The following is a 25,603-nucleotide window of genomic DNA, read 5'->3' as shown; positions in this document are numbered from 1 at the left end:
TATAGGTGAAACAGATGAGTGCAAACAGCTACAACAGAAAGAATTCAAGCAGAAGAAAAACATCAGGATCCGGCAGGAGCTATTCGTCGAGAGGATCGGCAGGATCATCCAGAAGGGGCGGCAGAAGAAGAAAACCTGCTTATGACTATACAAAGATTGCAATTGGCGGTGTGCTGTTAATTATTGTTATTTTATGTGTGGTATTGGTTGCCAAGACGATGGGGAAGAAGAAGGCGGAAGAGACTTCAGAAACCACGACAACCGTCATAGCCGAAACAGAGCTTCAGAAAGACGTGATAGTGGATGGAATTACGATCACAGGAATGTCCATTAACGAAGCTAAGGATAAGATTCTGAAACAATATCCATGGAATATGAAAGTGATCTATGAAGGAAAAGAGCCGTATGAGGTAAAAGACCTGATGGCTGAAAAGGTGGATATCCTTTTGAACGAGATCTATCACGGAGAACCTAAGGAAACATATACTTTGGACACGACCGGACTGGAAGATGCGGTAAAAGAAGAAGCGAAAGCGGCTGCCAAGGTATTTGATGTACCCGCTAAGAACGGTTCCATCTCCGGTTTCGATAAAGATACGGCCAAGTTCATCTATTCCGGCGAACAGAACGGTCTGGCCATCGATCAGGAAAAGCTGGCTTCCGATATACAGGCTGCTTTGGATAAAAAGGATTTCAGCGCGACGATCAAGGCAGACGGCAAGGTGACAATCCCTGAGATCACAGAAGCTCAGGCCAAAGAGATGTATAAGGTGATCGGCACCTTTACAACAACGACCACATCGAACAAGGACAGAAATACGAATATCAGAATTGCTTGTGAGGCATTAAACGGTTTGATTATTCAGCCGGGTGAGGAATTCTCTTTCAACAATACTACCGGAAACCGTACCACAGATAAAGGCTACCGTCCGGCGGGCGCTTATTCAAATGGTATCCTGGTAGAAGAGCCGGGCGGCGGCGTATGCCAGGTGTCCTCTACCTTATACAATGCGGTTGTATTTTCAGGACTTACCACAACGGAGCGCCATGCCCACAGCTATGAGCCTTCTTATGTAACACCGGGTGAAGACGCGATGGTCAGCTATGACGGTTATGCGGGTCCGGATATGAAGTTCGTTAATAATTCTCCAAGCGCGGTGGCGATCAGAACGAAGTTTGAAAGCCAGAAACTGACGATTTCCATTGTCGGCATTCCAATTCTGGAAGAGGGAGTCGTGCTGTCCATGCATTCTGAAAAGACAGCTGAATTAGATCCTCCGGCTCCTGTTTATGAAGAGGACCAGACGCTTCAGCCTGGTGTAGAAGTGGAAGCGAAGAAGGCGACCAACGGAAGCCGTTGGATTACCAACTTAATTGTCAAGCGAAACGGTGTGGTGGAAAGCGACGAATTTTTCCACAGCAGTACTTATAAAGGCAAGTCGGCAACCATAAAGAGGAATACGTCAGGCGTTGTTATTCCGGCAGAAACCTCGGAAGGCAGTTCTGAATCAGGTTCCAGCGTCCAGTCCAGCGAAAGCGGAACGGCTGAGACCAGTGAAGGAGTTCAGCAGGCGCCGGGAGAACCGGATACACAGCCGTCAACTACGGCTCCTCATGAGACTGCGGCTCCGTCAACCAGCCCGGCAGGTCCGGGACCTGGAACAGAAACGAACAGCCCGTCATCTCCTGTTATAGATCCCAATCCTATGACTCCGGGATCGTCACCATCAGGCCCGGGTGTCTGATTAATTTATAAAATATACGGCGATTATTGCAGTGCAATGCAATAATCGCTGTTTTTTTACGGATTGTTCGTAAAATAATACGTTATTTTGGCGTTTTATCGTTTGCAAATTAGCGAAAAATTGGTATAATGAAATACAGGTCAGTCTTCCCTTGGAAGGCTCAACAAATCCGGTGATGTAATTCATTTCCGGATCATGCAATATTCACATTTGTAGGAGGAAAATCAAATGGCAAGAAAAATGAAAACCATGGATGGTAACCATGCAGCAGCTCATGCTTCATATGCGTTTACTGATGTAGCGGCTATTTATCCAATTACCCCATCTTCACCAATGGCAGAAGCTACTGATGAATGGGCAACAGACGGAAGAACTAATATCTTCGGACAGAAAGTACAGATTACAGAAATGCAGTCTGAAGCCGGTGCAGCAGGTGCTGTACATGGTTCCTTAGCAGCTGGTGCGTTAACAACCACTTATACAGCTTCTCAGGGTCTGTTACTGATGATTCCAAACTTATACAAAATTGCCGGTGAACAGCTTCCAGGCGTGTTCAACGTTTCCGCACGTGCTTTAGCAAGCCATGCATTATCTATTTTCGGAGATCATTCCGACGTATACGCATGCCGTCAGACTGGCTGCGCTATGATGTGTGAATCCAGTGTACAGGAAGTTATGGACTTAACTCCGGTTGCTCATATGGCAGCTCTTGAAGGAAAAGTTCCTTTCATCAACTTCTTTGACGGTTTCCGTACTTCTCATGAGATCCAGAAGATCGAAACATGGGATTATGAAGATTTAAAAGAGATGGTAGATATGGATTCCGTAGATGCTTTCCGTAAGCATGCATTAAATCCAAATCATCCATGCCAGAGAGGTTCTGCACAGAACCCGGATATTTTCTTCCAGGCTAGAGAAGCATGTAACCCATATTACGATGCACTTCCTGCAATCGTACAGAAATATATGGACAAGGTTAATGCTAAGATCGGTACCGATTATAAATTATTCAACTACTACGGTGCAGCTGATGCTGAGCATGTAATCATCTCCATGGGTTCTGTTAATGATACCATTGAAGAGACAATCGACTACATGATCAAGAATTCAGGCGCTAAAGTTGGTGTTGTTAAAGTTCGTCTTTACAGACCATTCAGCGCAGAAGCTCTGATCAATGCTATTCCGGAAACTGTTAAACAGATCTCCGTATTAGACAGAACAAAAGAACCAGGTTCCTTAGGCGAGCCGTTATACTTAGACGTTGTTGCTGCATTAAAGGGAAGCAAATTCAATGACACACCTGTATTCACAGGACGTTATGGTTTAGGTTCCAAAGATACAACTCCGGCTCAGATCGTAGCTGTATTCGGCAACAAAGAAAAACAGAAATTCACAGTTGGTATCGTTGATGATGTTACAAACTTATCTCTTGAACTGGGCGCTCCTCTTGTTACAACACCAGAAGGAACTACAAACTGTAAGTTCTGGGGTCTTGGTGCCGACGGTACTGTAGGTGCTAACAAGAACTCCATCAAGATCATCGGTGACAACACAGATATGTATGCTCAGGCTTACTTTGATTATGACTCAAAGAAATCCGGCGGTGTTACAATGTCCCACTTACGTTTCGGACATACACCAATTAAGTCAACATACTTAATCCGCAGAGCTGACTTCGTGGCTTGCCACAATCCTGCATATGTTCGTAAATACAACATGGCTCAGGAATTAGTTGACGGCGGTACATTCTTATTGAACTGCCCATGGGATATGGATGGACTGAACAAACATCTTCCGGGACAGGTAAAGAAATACATCGCTGATCACAACATTAACCTGTATACAATTGATGGTGTTAAGATCGGTATTGAAACCGGTATGGGACCAACACGTATCAACACAATTCTTCAGTCAGCATTCTTTGAATTAACAGGAATCATTCCTGCTGAAAAAGCAAACGAACTGATGAAAGCAGCAGCAAAAGCTACTTACGGACGTAAGGGTGAAGATGTTGTTATGAAGAACTGGGCAGCTATTGATGCCGGTGCTAAGGGAGTTGTTAAAGTAGAAGTTCCGGAAGACTGGAAGAACTGCGAAGACGAAGGCCTTGACTATAAGACAGTAACTGAGGGAAGAAAAGACGTTGTTGATTTCGTTAACAACATTCAGACCAAAGTAAGCGCTCAGGAAGGTGATTCCTTACCAGTATCCGCATTTACAGAGTATGTAGACGGTTCCACACCATCAGGATCTTCCGCATATGAGAAACGTGGTATCGCTGTTAAAGTTCCTGTATGGAACCCAGACAACTGTATCCAGTGTAACTTCTGTTCATACGTATGTCCTCATGCAGTTATTCGTCCGGTAGCTATGACAGCTGACGAAGCAGCTAATGCACCTGCAGATATGAAGACTCTTGATATGACAGGAATGCCGGGCTACAAGTTCTCCATGACTGTTTCAGCTCTTGACTGTACAGGCTGCGGTTCTTGTGCTAACGTATGTCCTGGAAAGAAGGGCGAGAAAGCTCTTACTATGGGCGGCTTAGAAGAGAACTTAGGCGAGCAGGAAGTATTTGCTTATGGACAGTCTCTGCCATTCAAGACAGAAGTTGTTGCTAAGTTCAAAGAAAACACAGTTAAGGGAAGCCAGTTCAAACAGCCTCTTCTTGAGTTCTCAGGAGCTTGTGCAGGCTGCGGTGAAACACCTTACGCTAAATTAATCACACAGTTATTCGGTGACAGAATGTACATCGCTAACGCTACAGGATGTTCTTCTATCTGGGGTAACTCTTCACCATCCACACCATACACTGTAAATGCAAAAGGACAGGGTCCTGCATGGGATAACTCCTTATTCGAGGATAACGCAGAGTTTGGTTATGGTATGCTTCTTGCTCAGAACGCAATCAGAGACGGCCTGAAAGCTAAAGTTGAAACTGTATTAGCTTCCGATCAGTCTTCCGATGAAATCAAAGCAGCTTGCCAGGAATGGTTAGATACATTCGGATGCGGCGCTACCAACGGTACAGCTACAGATAAACTTGTTGCTGCATTAGAAGGTATTGACTGCGACGTTTGCAAAGATATCGTTAAGAATAAAGACTTCCTTTCCAAGAAATCCCAGTGGATCTTCGGTGGTGACGGATGGGCTTATGATATCGGTTTCGGCGGTGTAGACCACGTATTAGCAAGCGGAAAAGATATCAACATCATGGTATATGATACAGAAGTTTACTCCAACACAGGCGGACAGGCTTCTAAGGCTACCAAGACAGGTGCTGTTGCTCAGTTCGCTGCCGGCGGTAAAGATGTTAAGAAGAAAGACCTTGCAAGCATCGCTATGAGCTATGGTTATGTTTACGTAGCACAGATCGCTATGGGTGCTGATTATGCTCAGACTGTTAAAGCAATTGCAGAAGCAGAAGCTTATCCGGGACCATCATTAATCATCGCTTATGCTCCATGTATCAACCATGGTATTAAGAAAGGTATGGACAAGGCTCAGACAGAAGAGAAACTGGCAGTTGAGACAGGTTACTGGAACAACTTCAGATACAACCCGGCTGCTGAGAACAAGTTCTCCTTAGACAGCAAAGCTCCTAAGTTAGAGGGATATCAGGACTTCTTAAAGGGTGAAGTACGTTACGCATCCTTAGCTATGAAGAATCCTGAAAGAGCAGCTGAATTGTTCGCAAGAAACGAAGCAGATGCGAAAGAAAGATATGAATATCTTCAGAAACTTGTTACATTATACGGTAACAACTAATTCAATATAATAAGTAATTTGTGTCCAAACGGTTGAAAGGCGCCAGGGAGTTTTCCCTGGCGCTTTTTGTATCCCTTCTATGGGATTCTTTGTTGAAAACAGTGGACTTTTCTACATGGCGGGCTTATAATTCCATTAGACCTATTGAGAGAGGAGAAGTGTCACTTTATGACTTATCAGGAAATTTCAGCTCTGGTTTTAGAGGAAAGCAATGACATTGTGTATATTGCGGATCCGGACACTTATGAGATGCTCTATTTAAATCGGGCAGCAAGAGAGGTGCTGGGTAATCCGGTGCCTGAAGACTGGCTGAAAAAGCCCTGTTATAAGGTTCTCCAAAATCAGGAATTGCCGTGTGCATTCTGTACCAATCATCAGATTAAGGAGCAGGATTTTTTTAACTGGACTCATTATAATCAGATGTTGGGGCGATGCTTTTCCATTAAAGACCGATTGATTCATTTTAACGGGAAAAAACTTCGTTTAGAGCTGGCTGTTGATATGACGGAAAAGGAAAATGCAGTCGCTCAATTGAAAAAGAAGCTTCATACGGAAGAAACTTTGGTGGCCTGTATTCAGACCCTAAATCAGAATATTGATATAAAGCAGGCAATTAATCAACTGTTGAAATTAATCGGTGATTACCACTGTGCTGACCGTTCGTATATTTTCGAAATTGATTTTGATGAAAAGGTTGTAAGTAATACTTATGAATGGTGCAAAGAGGGAATAACGCCTCAAATTGATAAACTTCAGGGGGTATCCTTCCGGCTAATGCAGAGCTGGTTTGAGCAATTTGAAAGAACTGGAGAATTTTACATAGATTCTTTGGATAAAAATGCGGTAAAAACTTTGGCAGAATATGAAGTTTTAGAAGCACAGGGAATCCAAAGCCTGATGGCTGCTCCTCTTAGATGGGAAGGGAAGATCGTCGGTTTTTTAGGAGTTGACAATCCTTCTGAAAATACGGATGCCATGACATTGATGCGCTCTGTCGCATCTTTTATTATCAATGATATTAACAAACGGAAACTGATGAATCAACTGACTTATTTAAGCTATACAGACGGCTTAACAGGGTTGGAAAACCGGCATAAATATATGCAGATGGTCAACAGTTTTGAACAGAATCCTCCGGACACGCTGGGCATTGTATTTGTGGATATTAATGGACTGAAAACAGCAAACGATACTCATGGACATCAGTATGGGGATTACTTAATCGTTCACGTGGCGGACTGTCTGAAGCGGCTGTTCCGGGGAAACATCTACAGGATCGGCGGAGACGAGTTTGTTGTGCTGTGCCCTGACGCAGACCAAAAGGAATTTGAGGAACAGGTGCACAGGCTGAGAATGCTGGCAAAAAGCGATGAGGAACTGTGTATTTCAATCGGTGTGAACTGGGGCGGCTGCAATGTGGACGTATCAAAACAGATCACTCATGCCGATGAATTGATGTATATTGATAAGCAGACTTATTACGGAATACAGATAAGTGAAATCAGCAACTATCACGCCAATCTTTCCAAGGAATTGATTCGCGAGATCTCAGAAGGATGTTTTGTGGTTTATCTTCAGCCCAAGATTGAGCTGAAAACCGGAAAGATTACAGGAGCAGAGGCATTGGTGCGCCGGAGAGACGTGTCAGGAAATCTGGTTCCTCCGTCGCGTTTTATTGCGAGATATGAAGCGGAGGGAATTATCCGGCATGTGGACTTTTTTGTGCTGGAAACCGTATGCAAGCTGTTGTCCAGTTGGAGATGTGAAAGGGGTATAGGCCTGAAAATAGGAGTTAACTTATCTCGTGTCACCCTTATGGAACATGATATCGTGGAAAAACTGGTCAATGTCTGCCAACGGTACCAAGTGGAAACAAAATGGATTGATATAGAAGTGACGGAAAGTATAGGAACCATGCAGCAAAGCGAGCTGTTCCATTTGATTCAGGAATTGAAGGGGGTAGGATTTTCCATCTCACTGGATGATTTTGGTTCCGAGTATTCAAATCTGGCCATATTAACTTCTATGGATTTTAATGAAATTAAATTGGATAAGAGTTTAATCGATCATCTGGAAAGCAATAAAAGATCCAGGGTTGTTACAGAGCATGCAATTAAGATGTGTAAAGATCTGAATTTGGATCATTCTGTGGCGGAAGGGATAGAAACGCTTGAGCAGAGAGATCTGTTGGAACAATATCAATGCGACATTGGGCAGGGATATTATTTCGACAGGCCGTTATCGATCGAACACTTCACAAATAAGTATATAAAAGGCGGAGTGGAATAGGATGGATGTGTATGCAAAGCTTCTCAAGCTGACATACAAAATTGAAAATAATAGTATTATTGCTTCGATCAGACGTGGTTTTATCCTGCTGATTCCTATCTTTCTGATCGGAGCATTTTCGGTATTAATCAAGAATTTTCCAATACCGGAATTTCAGAATTGGACTGCGGTCTGGGCAGGTGGAATCATTACCGAGCTTTTAGACTTTCTTTTTGATGCCACTGTGGGATTTATGTCCGTTTATCTGGTTATGAGCATCAGCTATTATTATTCCGGAACAATGAAAATAAAAGACTATTTTTTAAAGGTAATAGCCATGGTGATTTCGATGGCTTGCTTTATGATCCTGTTCCGAGGACCGGACGGCACCATAGAATTTGCCAATTTTGGTTCAATAGGAGTATTTACGGCCATATTTGCAGCCGTTGCGGCTACAAAGCTGTTCTATTATCTGTATTCCGTAATTTCAGAAGGATTCCGCTTTCATGCGAGGGGATCAGACCTGGACTACAGAAATTCCTTTTCAACCATTATACCGTTGTTTCTTTGTATGATCGCTTTTATTGTTTTGAATCTGTTCATTAATAAAGTGTTCCATCAAGACAACCTGAATGAATTGATCACAAATTCTATCGTCAGAGTATTTAACCATTTATCCGGTGAATTACCGGTAGGAGCTCTTTATATTTTTGTTTTAAATTTGCTTTGGGTATTCGGAATTCATGGCGGAAATGCGATGGATACCGTTGCTCAGGCATATTTGGTGCCGGCCGATGCGTCAGCGGCCATCATATCTAAATCATTTTTAGATAATTTTTCATTGATCGGAGGGTGCGGAACCTCTATTTGTCTGGTTTTTGCATTGCTGTTGTTCACAAAGGGGAAAGGAAACAGACAGCTGGCATGTTCGGCCGCACCGGCTATCTTTTTTAACATCAATGAAATTCTGGTTTACGGACTTCCGGTTGTATTGAACCCGGTTATGGTAATCCCCTTTATTTTAACCCCTCTTTGTGCGCTGTTTATCGCATATGGAGCGACCGTGTTGGGGATTATTCCTGTTGTGATGAAAACCGTGACGTGGACGACTCCCGTTTTCTTCAGCGGTTATCTGGCTACCGGCACCATAAACGGTGTTTTGGTGCAGCTGATGATTATCGCTGTAGGGACTGTGATCTATGCGCCGTTTGTGAAGATTTCAGATCAGATACGCCGGAATCAGGCCAAGGTTATTCTGGATGAATTGACCGATGAAGTGAAGGCAAAATTACAGAACGGGGAACCTCTTGATCTGTTGGACCGCCATGACAGTTTAGGTGTGCTGGCAAAAAATCTGGTGGCCCAATTACGAATTGACGTGGAAGAGGAAAAGGTACCGTTAGGATATCAGCCCCAATATTATTATGGAAAAGGCATGGCAGGAGCAGAAGCTTTGATGCGGTGGAAATATATGGACCAAAATGTATACCCGCCCCTGGTTGTAGCCCTGGCTCAGGAAGACGGTTTTTATGACCGCTTAACCTGGTGCATTATGAAAAAAGCCATGGAAGATTGTTCCACCCTTATCCAAGACGGAAAAGCGATAAATATCTCAGTCAATGTCACCGCAGAGCAGCTGAATGATATTCATTTCATCGATATGACCATAAAGATGGCCGCAGATGCAGGTGTTCAGGGGTATTTCTGTCTCGAAGTTACGGAAGAAACATCCATCGACTCCATGATGACCATTACTGCCAATATCAGCCGGTTAAAGAAGAACGGAATTATAGCTGCAGTCGATGATTTCAGCATGGGAAAGACTTCCTTAAAGTATTTAAAAGACAATAGCTTCGACATCGTTAAATTAGACGGAGAACTTGTCAGACAAATTACTGAAAACGAGCGAATCCGGGGAATCATAGCATCCATCATCAATCTGGGGCAAAAACTGGATTTCGAAATCATAGCAGAATTTGTAGAAAATGAAAAAATCCGTGACCAGCTTCACCTTCTTGGCTGCGATCTATACCAAGGCTATCTTTACAGTCCAGCAGTCCCCTTTGAACAATTACGTAAAATGCAGTAAATTGTTATTTAACGGGGGTGGCGGAAGGTACGCCCGGAATCGGGATTCGGAGCCGGAAGACGAAGGTCGGAGGGGCCGTCCGGGCCGGGGAAGGAAGATGCAGACAGATCGGATTCGGGATTCGCCCCTAAGAACAACTAAGGCCCGTAAGGACAGAACAAGGCAGGCCGGCGCCATTCGCAGTGAACTCTTTATGACTTCGCTGCTCAAGGGCGCCTTAGAAACTGACACGGAAATCAGTTTCTACCTGCCTCATTCTGCCCTTACGGGCCTAAGTTGTTCTAAAGGGGTTCCATACGATCCGATCTGTCTGCATCTTCCTTCCCCGGCCCGGACGGCCCCTCCGACCTTCGTCTTCCGGCTCCGAATCCCGATTCCGGGCTGATTTTCGCTGGCCTGGTTAAAAACAATATTGGTGTGTAGGTATTTATATAGCACTACATTTACGTAGATCGTGAAGGGATTTTCTGAAATGCTTTCATGTTTTACTTTAAACGTCAAGGCATTTAGCGTAAAGACCTCACCCTTTACATTAAATCCTCAAGGCATTTCTGAAAATTCCTTCACGGTTGATGTAAAAAACTACTCCATCCACCAAATCTTTTTATCCTTAGCCAGCCAAGCAACAGCCGGAAAGAAGGGGAAGCCCAGGCGGGCGGCGGAAGTAATCAGCGAAATGGGATCGTATGGAACCCCTTAGATGTACTTAGATCCGTAAGGACAAAAAGAGACAGGTAGAAACTGAATTCCGAATCAGGTTCTAAGCGCCCCTTGAGCAGTGAAGTCATAAGGAGTTCACTGCGAATGGGCGCGGTCCTGTCTCTTTTTGTCCTTGCGGGTCTTAGTACATCTTAGGGGCGAATCCCGAATCCCATTTCGCTGATTACTTCCGCCGCCCGCCTGGGCTTCCCCTTCTTTCCGGCGTACCTTAGTTAACTAAATAAAGATTTGCAGTCTAAGGCTGGTGCGGGGGAGAATATTAAGAAATACGTAAGCTGGTGATAATTGACAAGTGGGGTTTGATTTCCTATACTTTGTGTATTAAGAGTATTAATACAGTTGGAAGGAAGATGGGAATGGTTATATTAGATTATAAAGACCGGCGTCCGATATATGAGCAGGTGGTGGAAAAACTGCAGGAATTAATAGTTTGCGGAGTGTTTGAACAGAATACCCAGCTTCCGTCCGTGCGGAGTCTGGCGACTGAGCTGTCCATTAATCCGAACACGATTCAGAGAGCATATGCACAGTTGGAGAGAGACGGGTACATATATCCGGTTAAAGGCAAAGGGAGTTTTGTAGCCGATCAGACTGTAATCCGTGAAAAGAAGCTGATGGAAATCGACAAACAGTTTAAAACGGCTGTACAGAATGCATGTCAGGCAGGAATCACCTGTGAAGAACTGCATAGGAAAGTGGATGAATACTGGTGCGTGGGAGGAATGAAGGATGATAGAAGCGATAAACCTAACCAAGCGGTTTGATGATATTGTGGCTGTGGATAATATCAATGCGACGATTAAGGATGGAAGCGTTCTCGGACTGATCGGGACGAATGGGGCGGGAAAGAGTACATTTTTAAGAATGGCCAGCGGAGTGCTCAAACCGGACGGCGGCCAGATTATGATTGATGGAGTTCCTGTGTATGAAAATGAAGCGGTAAAGGCACGGTTTTTTTACATATCGGATGAACAGTATTTTTTTAACAATTCAACGCCGAAAGATATGATGATTTACTACAGAAACGTATATCCCAAATTTGACGAGATACGGTTTCACAATCTTATGGCGAGTTTTGGATTGGATGAAAAGAGAAAGATTAATACATTTTCAAAGGGAATGAAAAAGCAGGTTTCCGTGATTTGCGGAGTATGCGCCAATACGGACTACCTTTTCTGTGATGAAACATTTGATGGTCTGGATCCGGTAATGCGCCAGGCGGTAAAGAGCATATTTGCAAATGATATGGAGGAACGGAATCTGACGCCGATTATAGCCTCCCATAACCTGAGGGAATTGGAAGATATTTGTGATCATGTGGGGCTTTTGCATAAAGGCGGAATCCTTTTGTCAAAGGATTTGGATGATATGAAAACCAGTATTCATAAGGTACAGTGTGTGCTGCCGGAAGGGATGGAACCGGAAGATTTAATCGCTCTTCATGTGATTAAGATTGAAAAACGGGGGCGTTTGTGCACGTTGACCGTAAGAGGAGCGGCTTTCGAAGTGGAGAATGTTATGGAAGCGGTTAATCCGGTATTTTATGAGATGATCCCACTATCATTGGAGGAAATTTTTATCAGTGAAACGGAGGTAGTCGGATATGACATCAAAAAACTTATTTTTTAAGTTATCTTATGAAGATTTGAAGGGCCGTTTATGGACGTTAGCGCTGGTGATTTTATTTTTCCTTTTTACATTTCCTGTCGCAACGGTATATCTGGTGGGAGAGAATAAAGAATTTTATGATGGGGCGGAGTGGGTCTTAAAGTATCAGGCGGATATTGTTAATTTGATAAGTGCAAAAAATGGTTTTTTGGCTTTTATGACCATAGTTATGGCTATGGTTTGCGGTATGACCAGCTTTTCTTATTTGAATTTTAAAAATAAGGTGGATTTTTATCACAGCATTCCGGTGAAAAGAGAAAAACTTTATTTTGCCAATTATATTAATGGGATTTGGCTTGTAGCTTTGCCCTATGCAGTGTTTTTAGTTGCAGGAATTGGGATAGCGGTTTCCAACGGTGCGGATTTCCTCACGCTGTTTTCAGAAGGAACAAAGGGATATGCCATGCATATGACCTATTATCTTTTGATATACAGCACAGTCGTTGTTGTGATGATGATGACCGGAAACCGGGTGGTAGGATTTATGGGGAGTTTAATATTTTTTTCTGTTGTCCCATTTTTCGTATCGGTTATGGAAAGTTGTTTTTATACCTGGTTTTGGACCTATTCCAGATCAGAAAACTTTCTGAGGGATTTTCTTATTGAGTTTTCTCCGGTTTCCGCATATTTAAATTCCGTAGCAGGATATGAATATTATGGAATTCAGCTCGGACGTATTGCAGCGGCTTTGGGGGCATTTGCAGTGCTGATGGCACTGGGGCTGTTTCTTTATAAAAAGAGGCCGTCGGAAGCGGCGGGGAAGGCCATGGCATTTCCTGTCACAAAGCCTGTAATCCGCATTATTCTTGTAATGCTCTGTTCCATTTTTATGGAAGTATTTGGATGGGGGTTAAGAAATAATCTGGGATGGGCCATATTCTGTATGCTTTGTGGATGTATTATTTCCCATTGCGTAATTGAGATCATCTATAATTTTGATTTTAAGCAGTTGTTTGGACATAAGATTCAGTTATTGGGCTGTATAGCGGCTTCCCTTTTAATATTGCTGGTATTCCGCTTTGATTTATTTGGATATGATAAATATGTTCCTGAGGCGGATAAGGTTTCCAATGTTACGGTGAAATTTTCTAGGCTTAACAGTTGGGTAGATTATGGGAGCATTATTCCCAATGAGGACGGGAGCTATCGTTGGAGTTCTGAGAATTCTAATAGTTACAAAGAGGAACATATGAGAATTACAGATCCGTCGGCGGCGCTCAAACTGGCTCAGGCAGGAATTGAACGGAACAATGAGATAAGAGCGAAGGGCGGCATATCTGTGTACGATATGGACGACGAGAATGAAAGAGACCGCATCTATACGGATGTTTCGATTAAATACTATCTGAAGGGAAACAGGGCGGCAAGCCGTAATTATCATATTTCGTTTGATAAGGCGGAAGAGAGCATTAAAGCGCTCTGCATGTCAGAGGGATATCAAAAAGGAACTTTTCCGGTTTTAAACCAAACAGGGGAAGAAACCGCTTATATTGTATACAGAAAAAATAAAAATATGGGAAAGGAATCCAGACTGCATCAGGATTCACCTGAACTGGTGTCTGAGATATTAAAAACCTATCAGGAGGAGTGGATGAATCGGAGCTGGGAAGAGCTCACGTCGGAGAACCCTGTGGGTGTCATACGTTTTGTAAAAAAAGAAGAAGTACCTGCGCTTGAGTGGGCCCAAAGAGAGCAGATCAGTGATTACCGGTATTATTATGGCTTAATCGGCGACGTGGAGTATTATCCGGTTTATCCGTCTTTTGAAAAGACGCTTGAGCTTTTGACGGAAAATGGAGTGGATACAAAAGATAGTTTAGACGGCTTCCTTGCAGAAAGCATATCGGTGAGGAGCAGAAGGTCCGGGAATGATCCGGTTATTTTCCGTGATCCAAAACAGATAGAAGAAATAATGAAACACGTTGTTTTGGCAGAATATTCGGATTATAATTCGTTTCAGGAGCTGGACTATGACACGGATATGAGCATCCGGTTTGAAAAAAAGGGAATCACCCGGGAATATGAATATTATTTTAAAGCAGGACAGATACCAGAATTTGTGAAGCAGAGAATTGGGGAATAGAGATGGAAGAGATCAAGAAGACAGAAGAATTTGACAAAGAATTAGAACGGTTAATGGAGCCGGGAACAAGTGAGAAAAAGAAGAAAACCAGAAAAAAATGGAGCCGTAAACGAAAAATTCTGACCGGTGCGGCTGCGGTCGTTATTGTGCTGTTTATCGTGATAAAATCCATGAGCAAAGGGCCGGCTGCGCAGGCTTTTGTAAGCACCGTTCCTTTGAGCCGCGGCGATATTGAGGAACAATTGCAGGTAAATGGTCCTGTAGAGGGAACGGACAGTGTGGATGTTGTATCAAACCTGCATGCGGAAATTGTGGAGATGCCGGTAAAAGAGGGAGACAAAGTAAAAGAGGGGCAGATTTTAGCAATTTTAGATCGTACCGATATTCAGAAGGAAGTGGATATTGCGCAGAACTCCTATGATTTGGCTGTGGCAAATTATAACGAACAGCAGATTCTGGCGGAAAATGGTTATGCCAATGCCCTTCAGGCTTTAAAAGATGCCAGAGATAATTATACGCGGTCAGCAGCTCTGTTCCAAAGCGGCGGAGTGTCACAGGTGGATCTGGATGCGGCAAAAGCGGCGATGGAAGAGAGTGAACGGCAGATCCGTACTTACAACTTAAAAGACGGAAAACCGGTTGCAGACGATTCCTATGCGCTTCAGATAAAGAATGCGGAATTTGAACTGGACAGGAAAAAGAAAAACTTGGAAGACACGGAGATTAAGAGTCCCATCGATGGAACCGTTGTCCGCGTGAATACCAAGGTAGGACGTTTTGCGGATACGACGGAAGATGATAAACCGATTTTTATCATCGAAAACCTGGAAGTTCTGGAGATGAAAATTAATATCAGCGAATATTCCATCGGCAAGGTTCAGATCGGGCAGCCGGTTGAGATCAGCGCAGATATTTTGAACGGGGAAAGTGTGCCGGGAGAAGTGGTTAAGATATCGCCTACCGGAGAAGAAAAGGGCGGCGGATCGACGGAGCGGGTGATTCCAACGACCGTGAGAATTAACGATAACAATTCCAGACTGATAGCCGGAATTACGGCGAAAGCCCAGATTTTAATAAATGAATCAAAAGACACCTGGGTCGTTCCTGTTACATCATTGATTCAGAAAGAGGACGGTACTTACATATCGGCTGTAAAAAATGGAATTATACAGATGATTCCGGTGGAAACAGGCGTAGAAAGTGATATTCAGGTAGAGGTGATACCAAAGGATGAAGCTTCACTGGAAGAGAACATGATGATCGTGACCAATCCGAGCGGAAACTTTGAAGACGGTATGGCTGTGGCTGTAATGCCGGGATAAGGAGGGCGTAATGTTTGGCAGTAAGAAAAAACGGATCGCACAGCCTGAAGAAACATCAGAAGAACTGATTAAATTGGAAAATCTGGTAAAGATATATGATACTGGAGCGATAAAGGTATTAGGACTTAAAAAGATCAATCTCACCATAAAGCGGGGAGAATTTGTGGCAATTATGGGTCAGTCCGGTTCCGGAAAATCTACGTTGATGAATATTCTGGGATGTTTGGACCGTCCTACACTCGGTCATTATTATCTGGACGGCATTGATACCGCCTGTATGAATCCGGATGAATTGTCTGAGATCAGGAATAAGAAAATCGGGTTTGTTTTCCAGTCCTTTAACCTGATTTCACGTACGTCGGCTCTGAAAAATGTGGAGCTGCCTATGACTTATGCGAGAAAATCCAGAAAAGAACGGCGGGAACGGGCATTCGAACTTTTGGAACAAGTGGGCTTGGGAAAACGCTGTATGCATATGCCCAATGAACTTTCCGGAGGCCAGAGACAAAGGGTGGCAATCGCCAGGGCATTGGCTAACGAACCGCCTCTAATTCTGGCGGATGAGCCGACCGGTAACTTAGACACCGCATCTTCGGTTGAAATCATGCAGCTGTTCAGCAAACTTCATCAAGCCGGAGCCACTGTAGTCGTGGTAACCCATGAAGAGGATATCGCAGCATTTACGGACCGGATTATACGGTTCCGGGACGGCGAAGTTTTAAGTGATATATTGAATGTTCACGAGGAGGTGACGGAATGATCTTAGAAAATATGAGCATGGCATTTCATGCCATTAAAGCCAATAAGATGCGGTCCTTCCTCACCATGCTGGGAATTATTATCGGCATTGGTTCTGTTATTTCCATCGTTTCCATTGGAGACAGCATGAGGGCTATGTTTGCGGATCTTTATAAAGATGTGGGAATAACAAGGGCTCTCGTCTATGTCAGCTGGTATGTGGATGATTTCAGGCAGACGGATTATTTTACCTTGGATGATTTGGAACGGGTAAAAGAGGTATTTGCAGATGATTTGGATTATGTGGACAGCAACGCTTTTGTGAGTACGGATGCGATAAACGGAAGAAAAAAATTGAAATATGATTTTCAGGGAATTGATTATAATTACCCGGATGTGATGGAAGTGAATATCGTCGCGGGAAGGAACTTAAACAAGTCGGATATTCTGGGACGAAAAAATAATGTGGTGCTGGAGGAAAAGGGTGCCCAGGAATTGTTCGGAATGGAAAATCCGGTGGGACAGAGTTTTCGGGCCACCATCTACGGCAATACTTCGGAATACACGGTCGTGGGTATCTACCGGATTAAACAGACGCCGATTCAGGCCATGATGATGGGAAGCGGAGACACGAAATCAGGTTATATTCCATATACGATTTTAACCTGGCCTAATGATTATTTTTCACAGCTGAACTTCTTTGCAAAAGAAGGAACCAATATGAAGATACTGGAACAGAAGATGAAGGACTATGTGGCTAAACAGAAGGGACGCCCCACCAGTGAGATAACGTTCTATTCTGCCCAGGATGAATTGGGAAACTGGGATAGCATGATGGGAGGTTTGTCCATTGCGGTAGGTGGCATAGCGGCTATTTCCCTGTTGGTAGGCGGTATCGGCATCATGAACATCATGTTGGTGTCTGTTACAGAGCGTACCAGAGAGATCGGTATACGAAAAGCTTTGGGAGCCAGAACAAGGGATGTGCTGATCCAATTCCTGACTGAATCGGCGATTCTGTCAGCTTGCGGTGGAATCATAGGCACGATGATCGGCGTGGGATTGGTGTCCATTGGCGGAGCGGCTCTGCAGGTCAGGGTCGTGATTAAACCATCCGTGGTTTTAATGGCAGTATCTTTTTCTGCCATCGTAGGAATCTTCTTTGGAATATATCCGGCATCAAAGGCAGCTAAGGCGGACCCGATTGATGCGCTGAGATATGAATAAGTATTTTGTTTTAAGATGAAAAAAGGAAGGGAAAACCGGGGCCGTCTGCCGCAGTTTTCCCTTCCTTTTCCTGTATATCATTCTAACTAAAGCGGATAGATATTCAACCGTTTAATTTTACCCTCATCGTCAGTTTCTGTAAGGAAAGCGGTGACCGGGATTACGTGATCCTGATAGGTGATGAAATACCATACCACGTCATCGCCTGTGTATTTGACGCTGCGGATTTTAAATGGGCCGCCGTTGAAACCGAATTTGTGATGAAACATCATTTCCACCGCCATTTTTCCTTCCAGGTGGATGGTGTCCATACCGGCTTTTGTGACGGAGGAATCGTGAAGCACTCCGTATTCGTTGAACAGATCGGCCAGAGCTACCTCGTCGCCTTTTTGCATACAATCAATATATTGCTCTAAAATCGTCATAGAATTGTCCTCCATTTCCTTCTGATTATACCTGCTCGGAGCGGAGCAGTGCATCGATACCGCCGTCTACGAACAGAATGATTCCATTAATGCCGCTTGCGAGAGGGGATGCCAGGAATACGATACCGTTGGCAATTTCTTCCGCATCCAGAAACTCTTTACGTCCATAACGGGTGGGAATCGGAATCAAAAGAGCTTTATCCATCTGAGCTTCTGTCATTCCCTGGGTCATTGGGGTTGTGGTATTGCCGGGGGCTACTGCATTGATGCGCAGGCCGTCCACAGCCCAGGATGGGGAGATACGCCGTACCCAGCGGGCCAAAGCGCGCTTGGAAGAACTGTAGCAGGAAGGCGTCTGTTCCCTTGGTATATCCTGCGCATATTCCAGAACGCGTTCTTCATCCATAACGTTAGAGAGCATATCCACTAAATCCATGCGGACAGTCATATTGGTGATGGAGTTGGAAGAAGTTACAACGCAGTTTCCGTGTTTCTTCTTCAGCAGAGGGCGCAGACCTTCTGCGATTTGAACGCTGGCAAAAAAGTTCAGCGCAAATATAGCTTTTGGTGGCGCTGTAGGGCCGACTCCGGCATTGCAGATTAAAACGTCGATTCCGTCAGGATAACGGCGGAAAACTTCATCAATCGCACCCTGGCGGCCTTCCGGAGTGGAGAGATCCGCCAGATAATCTCCGCCTTTATAATCAATATTAAAAACTTCATGTCCCTGGTCCTGTAAAATCTTTCGGGCGGCCGCGCCAATTCCGGTAGTTCCACCGGTAATTACGTATGTACTCAATGTAATACCTCCTTTTAAAAGTCTGTTTAATAAATAACAGTAATTGTTATTAATGTATGAAAAAATAATAGCATCTATTAAAATGTTTGTCAATTTAAATAAAATATTCACAATCTGCTGGCAGATTAGTAAACCCATGGTAACAGTTTGTCCGTTCCGTGTCTGTGCCGGATATTATAGATTGACTTTCTTTTTCCGAACAAGTAAAATAAACGGTGTGAGGAAAAGGAGGTGCTGAAATGACATTTTTTGAAGAGTTAGGAAAAACGATCGTAGACAAAAGCAAAGTAGTTGTGGATAAAGCAAAAGATATGACTGAAGTAATGCAGTTAAAATCACAGATTTCCTCTGAAAGGTCCATTATTGAAGAAACGTATGCCAAGATTGGAAAAGCATATTATGAGGCACATAAAAATCTGACAGAAGATCCATACATGGAAGAATTCGGCCAGATCAAGAGCCGTATGAAAAAGATTGAATCTTTAGAAGAGATGATCTCGAAGCTGGACGGAACCCGCGTCTGCGCTGAATGCGGCGCAAAAGTCGATAAGGATGCGGTTTTCTGCGGAAAATGCGGAGCCCGTCTGGAAGATGCGGATGCAGAGGAAACAACGGAAGAGCCGGAAGTTATGGCAATTGAAGTGAAAGTGGAAGAAGAAGATCCGGAATAAACCGGATGTTTGAATACTGCAAATGAAAAACACGGACAAGGATGGTAAAACCATCGGTTGTCCGTGTTTTTTATATCATAGGATTAATGTTTTTCGCCTAATGCATATGTGATTACAGCTCCGGCAGCGGCTAACACAAGTCCGCCGATGATTACAAGAATGGAAAGTCCGGAAAGCTGTGCAAATAATCCGGTGTTGTAAAAAATAGCGAATGGTGAAGCCGCGATCAAACCGAGGATTGCACAATAGGTCTGAACGCCATAGCGTTCAAATAAAAATGTGATCAGCTTTGCGATCAGGAAGATGCCCAGAAGTACTCCGATTCCAAATGGAAAGAGAATCAGAAAACCGTTGGTTAAAGCGGGCATGTCCCATGCTTTTAATGCTTCTAAAAAGGATTTGATGGAATCCAGAATTCCGTAATAATAACCGAGTATCATGAGCACCAAAGATCCGCTGACTCCGGGGATTACCATGGTTGCAGAAGCGATGATGCCGACGATAAACAGGATAATCATCGTTGATGGCGTGGCAGTCAGAGATTTTAAAGTCTCGTTTTCAGGATTCAGAAGGGGAAGGCAGACGGAAACCGCAAACAAAAGCAGAAAAGCGATGGTTCCGCTTATACCGATTCGGGAAGAGGTTTCGGACATCTTTGTTTTTAAAGCCCTTACGAGAACCGGAATACCGCCCAGAATTAATCCGACGAAAGTCATACAGGTGAGATACGTATGTTCGCTCAGAAGATAGCCGATTGCATAGGTGAAGCCCAATATGCCGATTCCGCATCCCACTATAATAGGGAGAAGAGTGAAAAGGCTCTTTTTCCAGTCCTTCAGCAGGTTGGAGATGGAGGAAATCAGTTTATCATAAATTCCCAGAGAAACTGCCATTGTACCACCGCTGACGCCGGGAATAACGTTGGCAATGCCGATAAAAATTCCTTTAATCGTATCCATTATAAAAGTCATAATATAAGTCCTTTCTTTGTGAAATTACACAGGGATAATTATATGGTTACGGGGAGAGAAAGTCAAGTTAAGAGTTTGAAAAGATCTTTTTGTAAAAATCAGAAAAAAGATATATAAAATTTAAGAAAAATGTGGTAGACTAAAGCGGATTTAAAATGAAAAATGATTGAGCCCGCAGCCGTAACGAAATTGGATTCAGAATCGGTTTTGGCAAGGGAATGAGAGGAACTATGAAGACAATAGCGAAAGGATATGCAAAATTATTTTTGTTATCCGCCGTAATTAACTTTTTGATTGAATGGTTCAGCCGCAAAAGCATTATGGAGACGCTTTATTATGTGATGGGCAGTCCGGAAGTATTTTTCCTGAATACTCTGATTATTATGGTTCCGTTTACGCTCGTATGGCTGGTAAAGCATAAGATTGCATTGATGGCTTTGGTAAGCATAATGTGGCTGGGGCTTGGTGTGATAAACGGTTTTCTTTTAATTTTCAGGACAACGCCGTTTACGGCCACCGATTTCCGGCTGGCGAAGTATGGACTGAATATGCTCACCGCTTACATGAGCGTGCCGATGATTATTGCGGCAGTTTTGGGAATTGGGGCGGCAGTGGGGCTGTGTGTATTTTTATGGAAAAAAGCTCCGGTATATAAGAAGAAAATTCCGTATGCCAGAGCCTTTGTGATCGCCTTTGGGGGAGCGGCAGTGATCTTGGGGATTACAAAGGTATATATGTGCCAGGGCTGGGTTTCCGTTAAGTTTGGAAATATTGGCCAGGCATATCAGGATTACGGATTTCCCTATTGCTTTACCAATTCGATTTTTAATATAGGAATACCGAAACCGGATGATTACAGCGAGGAGATTGTGGCCACCATTGAACAGAAGGAATTGATACCAACTCATACCTACGGAATTGCGGAGAATAAGACTCCCAATGTGATCATGATCCAGCTGGAATCCTTTTTTGACCCGATGGATTGGGAAAAAAGTCTGGTAAAAGAAGATCCGATTCCATATTTCAGGTATTTGAGAACAAAATTCCCCAGCGGTTATTTAAAGGTTCCTTCAGTAGGCGCGGGAACGGCCAATACGGAATTTGAATGCATTACAGGTATGAATCTGGACTTTTTTGGGCCGGGAGAATATCCTTATAAAACAATTCTTAAAAAAACGGTTTGCGAAAGCACTGCTTTTGATCTGAAGGAACTGGGATATTCCACCCATGCCATTCACAACAACGAAGGCACATTTTATGACCGCAATATGGTGTTTGCACAGTTGGGATTTGATACTTTTACGCCAATCGAGTATATGTATAATATTGAACGCAACCCTACGGGCTGGTGTAAAGATAGGATATTGGTGGGCGAGATCGTGAAAGCGCTGGACTCAACGCCGAATCAGGATTTTATCTATACAATTTCCGTACAGGGCCATGGGGCTTATCCTGATTTTGAATATTACTGCAGCCAGATTCATGAGATGGATCTGTTTATCAGGGAGCTCCTATTGACCTTGAGCATCCGTCCGGAACCCACTGTGGTTGTGATGTACGGAGACCATCTGCCCGGATTTGAATGGGATGAGGATGAAATGAGGAATAAAACTCTGTTTGAAACGCCTTATGTCGTTTGGAATAATATGAATCTTCCTGTGGAAAAGAGAAATGTGGAATCTTACCAGCTGTCCTCTTATGTGCTGAATATGGTCGGTATCCACGAAGGCACCATGATCCGGTACCATCAGAATTTCCTGAGCAAAAAGAATATGGATGAAGAGAAATATTTAACCGATATGCAGGTGCTGGAATACGATATGCTCTATGGCGATCGTGAGATCTATGATAAGGAACTGCCCTATGAGGCAACGGACCTGCAGATGGGAATTGATCCGATTGTGGTGGAAAAGATCATCTATAATAAGCCCAATCTTTTGGTATATGGGAAAAACTTTAACCAGTATTCCAAAGTGTGCATGAATGGAAAAGCGGTGGATACCATGTATGTGTGGCCGGAGCTGATCATAGCCAGGGATCTGCCGGAAAAGAAGGCGGAGGATGATGAAGTGGAGCTGACAGTCATGCAGATAGGAAGAGATAAGGTGGCATTGGGAGAAGCGGAAATGTTGCCGTAACAGAGATGATTTTAAGCCCACCCATTGATTTTTCCCCTTAGTTTGTGATAGACTAATTCAATATGATTGACAAAAGATTTTTTACATAACAGGAGGAAGTAAGGATGAACCAGGAACGTTCAAGAGAAACCATATGTATACAGGGCGGATGGCAGCCTAAGAATGGGGAGCCGAGAGTTCTGCCAATTTATCAGAGCACCACGTTTAAATATGAGACAAGTGAGCAGATGGGCCGTCTGTTCGATTTAGAGGAAAACGGTTATTTTTATACACGTCTTGCCAATCCAACCAATGATGCGGTTGCCAGCAAGATCTGTGAGTTGGAAGGCGGAACAGCGGCTATGCTTACTTCTTCCGGTCAGGCAGCCAATCTGTTTGCAATTATCAATATCTGTTCAGAAGGGGATCATGTGGTGAGCTCCGCAACGATTTACGGCGGCTCTTCCAACCTGTTTACCGTGACATTAAAGCGTTTTGGCATTGATTTTACCCTGGTGGATCCGGATGCTTCCGAAGAAGAGCTGGAAAAGGCGTTCCGGCCGAATACAAAGGCCGTATTTGCTGAAACCATTGCAAACCCGGCTCTTGTTGTGCTGGATATCGAGAAGTTTGCCCGCCTTGCCCATAGCCATGGCGTACCGCTGATTGTGGATAATACCTTTGCCACACCGATCAACTGCAGGCCATTTGAGTGGGGAGCGGATATCGTAACACATTCCACCACAAAATACATGGACGGCCATGCGCTGACGGTTGGAGGCTGTATTGTGGATAGCGGCAATTTTGATTGGGAAGCTCATTCAGAGAAATACCCGGGGCTGACCACACCGGATGAATCCTATCATGGAATCGTTTATACAGAACGTTTTGGAAAATTAGCTTATATTCAAAAGGCGACGGCACAGCTGATGCGTGATTTAGGCTCCATCCAGTCACCGCAGAATGCATTTTTGCTCAACGTAGGACTGGAAACCCTTCATCTTCGCATGCCATGTCATTGCAGCAATGCACAGAAGGTGGCGGAATATTTAAAGAGCAGAGAAGATGTGGCCTGGGTTAACTATCCGGGATTAAAAGGGGATAAGTACTATGATCTGGCACAGAAATATATGCCGGGCGGAACCTGCGGCGTGATCTCTTTCGGTTTGACTGGCGGAAGACAGGCGGCCGGAGAATTTATGGATAAACTGAAGCTGGCGGCGATTGTTACCCATGTGGCCGATGCACGTACTTCCGTGCTTCATCCGGCCAGCCATACGCACAGGCAGCTCAATGACCAGCAGCTGGCAGAAGCTGGAGTCGATCCGTCTCTGATCCGTTTGAGTGTTGGTATTGAAAATGTGGATGATATCATTGCCGATATTGAACAGGCATTGAAATAATTCATTATCGAGAATCCGGGAGGGATTGATTTGGTTAAAAAACTTAGAAAACTGCTTCGGATTATATTTGGAAGAACTACGTTGCTTGTTATCTTCCTGTTGATTCAAATTGGTATTCTGTTTTCCTGTTTCCGGTGGCTGAGACAATATATGTTCTACATCTACGGCAGTTTTACTCTTTTGAGTGCTGCCGTAGTTATTTATATATTGAATAAGAAAGAGAATCCAAGCTACAAGATGTCATGGATAATTCCGATTTTGGTGGTTCCCGTATTCGGATCGCTGTTTTATCTGTTTGTGGAGCTGCAGATCGGCATTAAAGTGATTAACAGGCGTTTAAATGAAGCCATACGTGATACCAGGCCTTATTTGACACAGAATACGGATGTGCTGGAACAGATTGAAGCGGGCAGCCCCAGAGAAGCGACTTTTATCAGATATTTTAATGATTTTGGCAAATATCCTGCTTATACGAATACAAATATTAAATATTATCCATATGGGGAAGATGCGTTTCCCGATATGCTGGAGCAGTTAAAATGCGCCAGACATTTCATCTTCATGGAATACTTTATTGTGGAGCATGGTCTGATGTGGAACAGCATTCTGGAGATTTTAAAAGAGAAAGTAAAAGAAGGGGTGGAAGTGCGGTTTATGTATGACGGCATGTGTTCCATCGCTTTGCTCCCGTATAATTATCCCAAGCAACTGGAAAGCTTCGGTATCCGGTGCAAGCAGTTCGCGCCAATAAAACCGGCTCTGTCCAGTTACCAGAATAACCGGGATCATAGAAAGATTACAGTGATTGACGGTGTGACGGCATTTACAGGCGGCATCAATCTGGCAGATGAATATATCAACCAGAAAGTGAGATTTGGCAGATGGAAGGATACTTCCATTATGGTAAGGGGGGAAGCGGTGGACAGCTTTTCCATGATGTTTCTGCAGATGTGGAGCATCAGCGAGCGGGAAAAAGACGATTATGCGCGTTATCTAAAACCTAAAAATTATCAATATCCGCCTGAGTTAAACTGGGATGGATTCGTGGTTCCCTATGCGGACAGCCCTACAGACCAGGAACCGTTAGGCGCCAATGTGTATAAGGATATACTGGCCCGGGCGACCAGATATGTCCATATTATGACCCCGTATCTGATTCTGGACGACGAGATGGTATCAGCCCTCACCTATGCGGCTAAGAGAGGTGTGGAGACTGTGATTATCATGCCTCATATACCGGATAAGATGTATGCTTATCTGCTGGCCAGGTCTTATTATCAGGAATTGATTGAGGATGGCGTTCAGATTTTTGAATATACGCCCGGATTCGTGCATGCCAAGGTATTTACCAGCGATGACGAAAAGGCTGTGGTGGGAACGATCAATCTGGATTTCAGAAGCTTATATCTGCATTTTGAATGCGGTACTTATATGTATAAAAATGCGGCCGTTATGGCGGTGGAAGAGGATTTCCAGGCTACGCTGAAGATGTGCCAGCCAATTAGTCTGGAGGACTGCAAAAAATATCCGCTGGTTAAGAAAGTGGCGGGAAGCACGCTGAGGTTATTTGCACCGTTAATGTAAAATTA

At 43.9% G+C, this 25,603-nt stretch carries 17 protein-coding genes; 14 read left to right on the top strand and 3 right to left on the bottom strand.

Annotation, left to right across the window (positions count from 1 at the left end; translation table 11 throughout):
* The first annotated feature begins 14 nt into the window (after window positions 1-14).
* The 10 genes from C0033_RS24655 to C0033_RS24605 all read left to right on the top strand — a co-directional run bounded on the left by C0033_RS24655 (window position 15) and on the right by C0033_RS24605 (window position 17,628).
* Window positions 15-1,745, top strand: a complete 1,731-nt coding sequence (locus C0033_RS24655) for a VanW family protein (RefSeq protein WP_103230509.1) — start codon at window positions 15-17, stop codon at window positions 1,743-1,745.
* 228 nt (window positions 1,746-1,973) lie between these two features.
* A complete protein-coding gene (gene nifJ / locus C0033_RS24650; RefSeq protein WP_103230508.1) occupies window positions 1,974-5,513 on the top strand; it encodes a pyruvate:ferredoxin (flavodoxin) oxidoreductase in 3,540 nt (1,179 codons plus the stop codon).
* 168 nt (window positions 5,514-5,681) lie between these two features.
* Complete coding sequence (locus C0033_RS24645) at window positions 5,682-7,802, top strand: GGDEF domain-containing protein (RefSeq protein ID WP_103230507.1); 2,121 nt, start codon at window positions 5,682-5,684, stop codon at window positions 7,800-7,802.
* A gap of 1 nt (window position 7,803) precedes the next feature.
* A complete protein-coding gene (locus C0033_RS24640; RefSeq protein WP_103230506.1) occupies window positions 7,804-9,870 on the top strand; it encodes an EAL domain-containing protein in 2,067 nt (688 codons plus the stop codon).
* Between the two features lie 1,076 nt (window positions 9,871-10,946).
* Entirely contained in the window at window positions 10,947-11,354 is a 408-nt protein-coding gene (locus tag C0033_RS24630; protein WP_103230504.1) for a GntR family transcriptional regulator, read from the top strand.
* Window positions 11,320-12,219 carry an ABC transporter ATP-binding protein gene (locus tag C0033_RS24625; RefSeq protein WP_103230503.1) on the top strand — a complete coding sequence of 300 codons (900 nt, stop codon included), beginning with the start codon at window positions 11,320-11,322 and terminating at the stop codon, window positions 12,217-12,219. Before C0033_RS24630 ends, C0033_RS24625 begins: the two co-directional genes overlap by 35 nt.
* Window positions 12,194-14,341: a DUF6449 domain-containing protein gene (locus C0033_RS24620; RefSeq protein ID WP_103230502.1), complete on the top strand. Its 2,148-nt coding sequence runs from the start codon at window positions 12,194-12,196 to the stop codon at window positions 14,339-14,341. The genes C0033_RS24625 and C0033_RS24620 overlap by 26 nt, the downstream gene beginning before the upstream one ends.
* A gap of 2 nt (window positions 14,342-14,343) precedes the next feature.
* A complete protein-coding gene (locus C0033_RS24615) occupies window positions 14,344-15,663 on the top strand; it encodes an efflux RND transporter periplasmic adaptor subunit (protein ID WP_103230501.1) in 1,320 nt (439 codons plus the stop codon).
* Between the two features lie 10 nt (window positions 15,664-15,673).
* Entirely contained in the window at window positions 15,674-16,423 is a 750-nt protein-coding gene (locus tag C0033_RS24610) for an ABC transporter ATP-binding protein (protein WP_103230500.1), read from the top strand.
* Entirely contained in the window at window positions 16,420-17,628 is a 1,209-nt protein-coding gene (locus C0033_RS24605) for an ABC transporter permease (protein WP_103230499.1), read from the top strand. Before C0033_RS24610 ends, C0033_RS24605 begins: the two co-directional genes overlap by 4 nt.
* A gap of 86 nt (window positions 17,629-17,714) precedes the next feature.
* Here the strand turns inward: C0033_RS24605 and C0033_RS24600 are convergent, their stop codons facing one another.
* Together C0033_RS24600 and C0033_RS24595 are read right to left on the bottom strand one after the other, a co-directional pair.
* Window positions 17,715-18,053, bottom strand: a complete 339-nt coding sequence (locus C0033_RS24600) for a hypothetical protein (RefSeq protein ID WP_103230498.1) — start codon at window positions 18,051-18,053, stop codon at window positions 17,715-17,717.
* Between the two features lie 25 nt (window positions 18,054-18,078).
* Window positions 18,079-18,852, bottom strand: coding sequence for an SDR family oxidoreductase (locus C0033_RS24595; protein ID WP_103230518.1), 774 nt, complete (start codon window positions 18,850-18,852; stop codon window positions 18,079-18,081).
* Window positions 18,853-19,091: 239 nt separating this feature from the next.
* Here C0033_RS24595 and C0033_RS24590 point away from each other — a divergent pair, with 239 nt between their 5' ends.
* The gene (locus C0033_RS24590) at window positions 19,092-19,523 is read left to right on the top strand and encodes a zinc-ribbon domain-containing protein (protein ID WP_103230497.1); all 432 of its coding nucleotides are present in this window, start codon (window positions 19,092-19,094) and stop codon (window positions 19,521-19,523) included.
* An 83-nt stretch (window positions 19,524-19,606) separates the two neighbouring features.
* Here C0033_RS24590 and C0033_RS24585 read toward each other — a convergent pair whose 3' ends face one another.
* Window positions 19,607-20,482, bottom strand: coding sequence for a DUF368 domain-containing protein (locus C0033_RS24585; protein ID WP_242984589.1), 876 nt, complete (start codon window positions 20,480-20,482; stop codon window positions 19,607-19,609).
* 242 nt (window positions 20,483-20,724) lie between these two features.
* Here C0033_RS24585 and C0033_RS24580 point away from each other — a divergent pair, with 242 nt between their 5' ends.
* The 3 genes from C0033_RS24580 to cls all read left to right on the top strand — a co-directional run bounded on the left by C0033_RS24580 (window position 20,725) and on the right by cls (window position 25,598).
* A complete protein-coding gene (locus C0033_RS24580) occupies window positions 20,725-22,632 on the top strand; it encodes an alkaline phosphatase family protein (RefSeq protein WP_103230495.1) in 1,908 nt (635 codons plus the stop codon).
* Between the two features lie 104 nt (window positions 22,633-22,736).
* Window positions 22,737-24,014, top strand: a complete 1,278-nt coding sequence (locus C0033_RS24575; RefSeq protein WP_103230494.1) for an aminotransferase class I/II-fold pyridoxal phosphate-dependent enzyme — start codon at window positions 22,737-22,739, stop codon at window positions 24,012-24,014.
* Between the two features lie 30 nt (window positions 24,015-24,044).
* Complete coding sequence (gene cls, locus C0033_RS24570; protein WP_103230493.1) at window positions 24,045-25,598, top strand: cardiolipin synthase; 1,554 nt, start codon at window positions 24,045-24,047, stop codon at window positions 25,596-25,598.
* Window positions 25,599-25,603: the final 5 nt, after the last annotated feature.

The sequence above is a fragment of the Clostridium sp. chh4-2 genome, from assembly GCF_002899675.1.
Taxonomy (GTDB): Bacteria; Bacillota; Clostridia; order Lachnospirales; family Lachnospiraceae; genus CHH4-2.
Note: the sequence above shows the minus strand (reverse complement) of the source record. Positions and strands in the feature narration are given on the sequence as shown.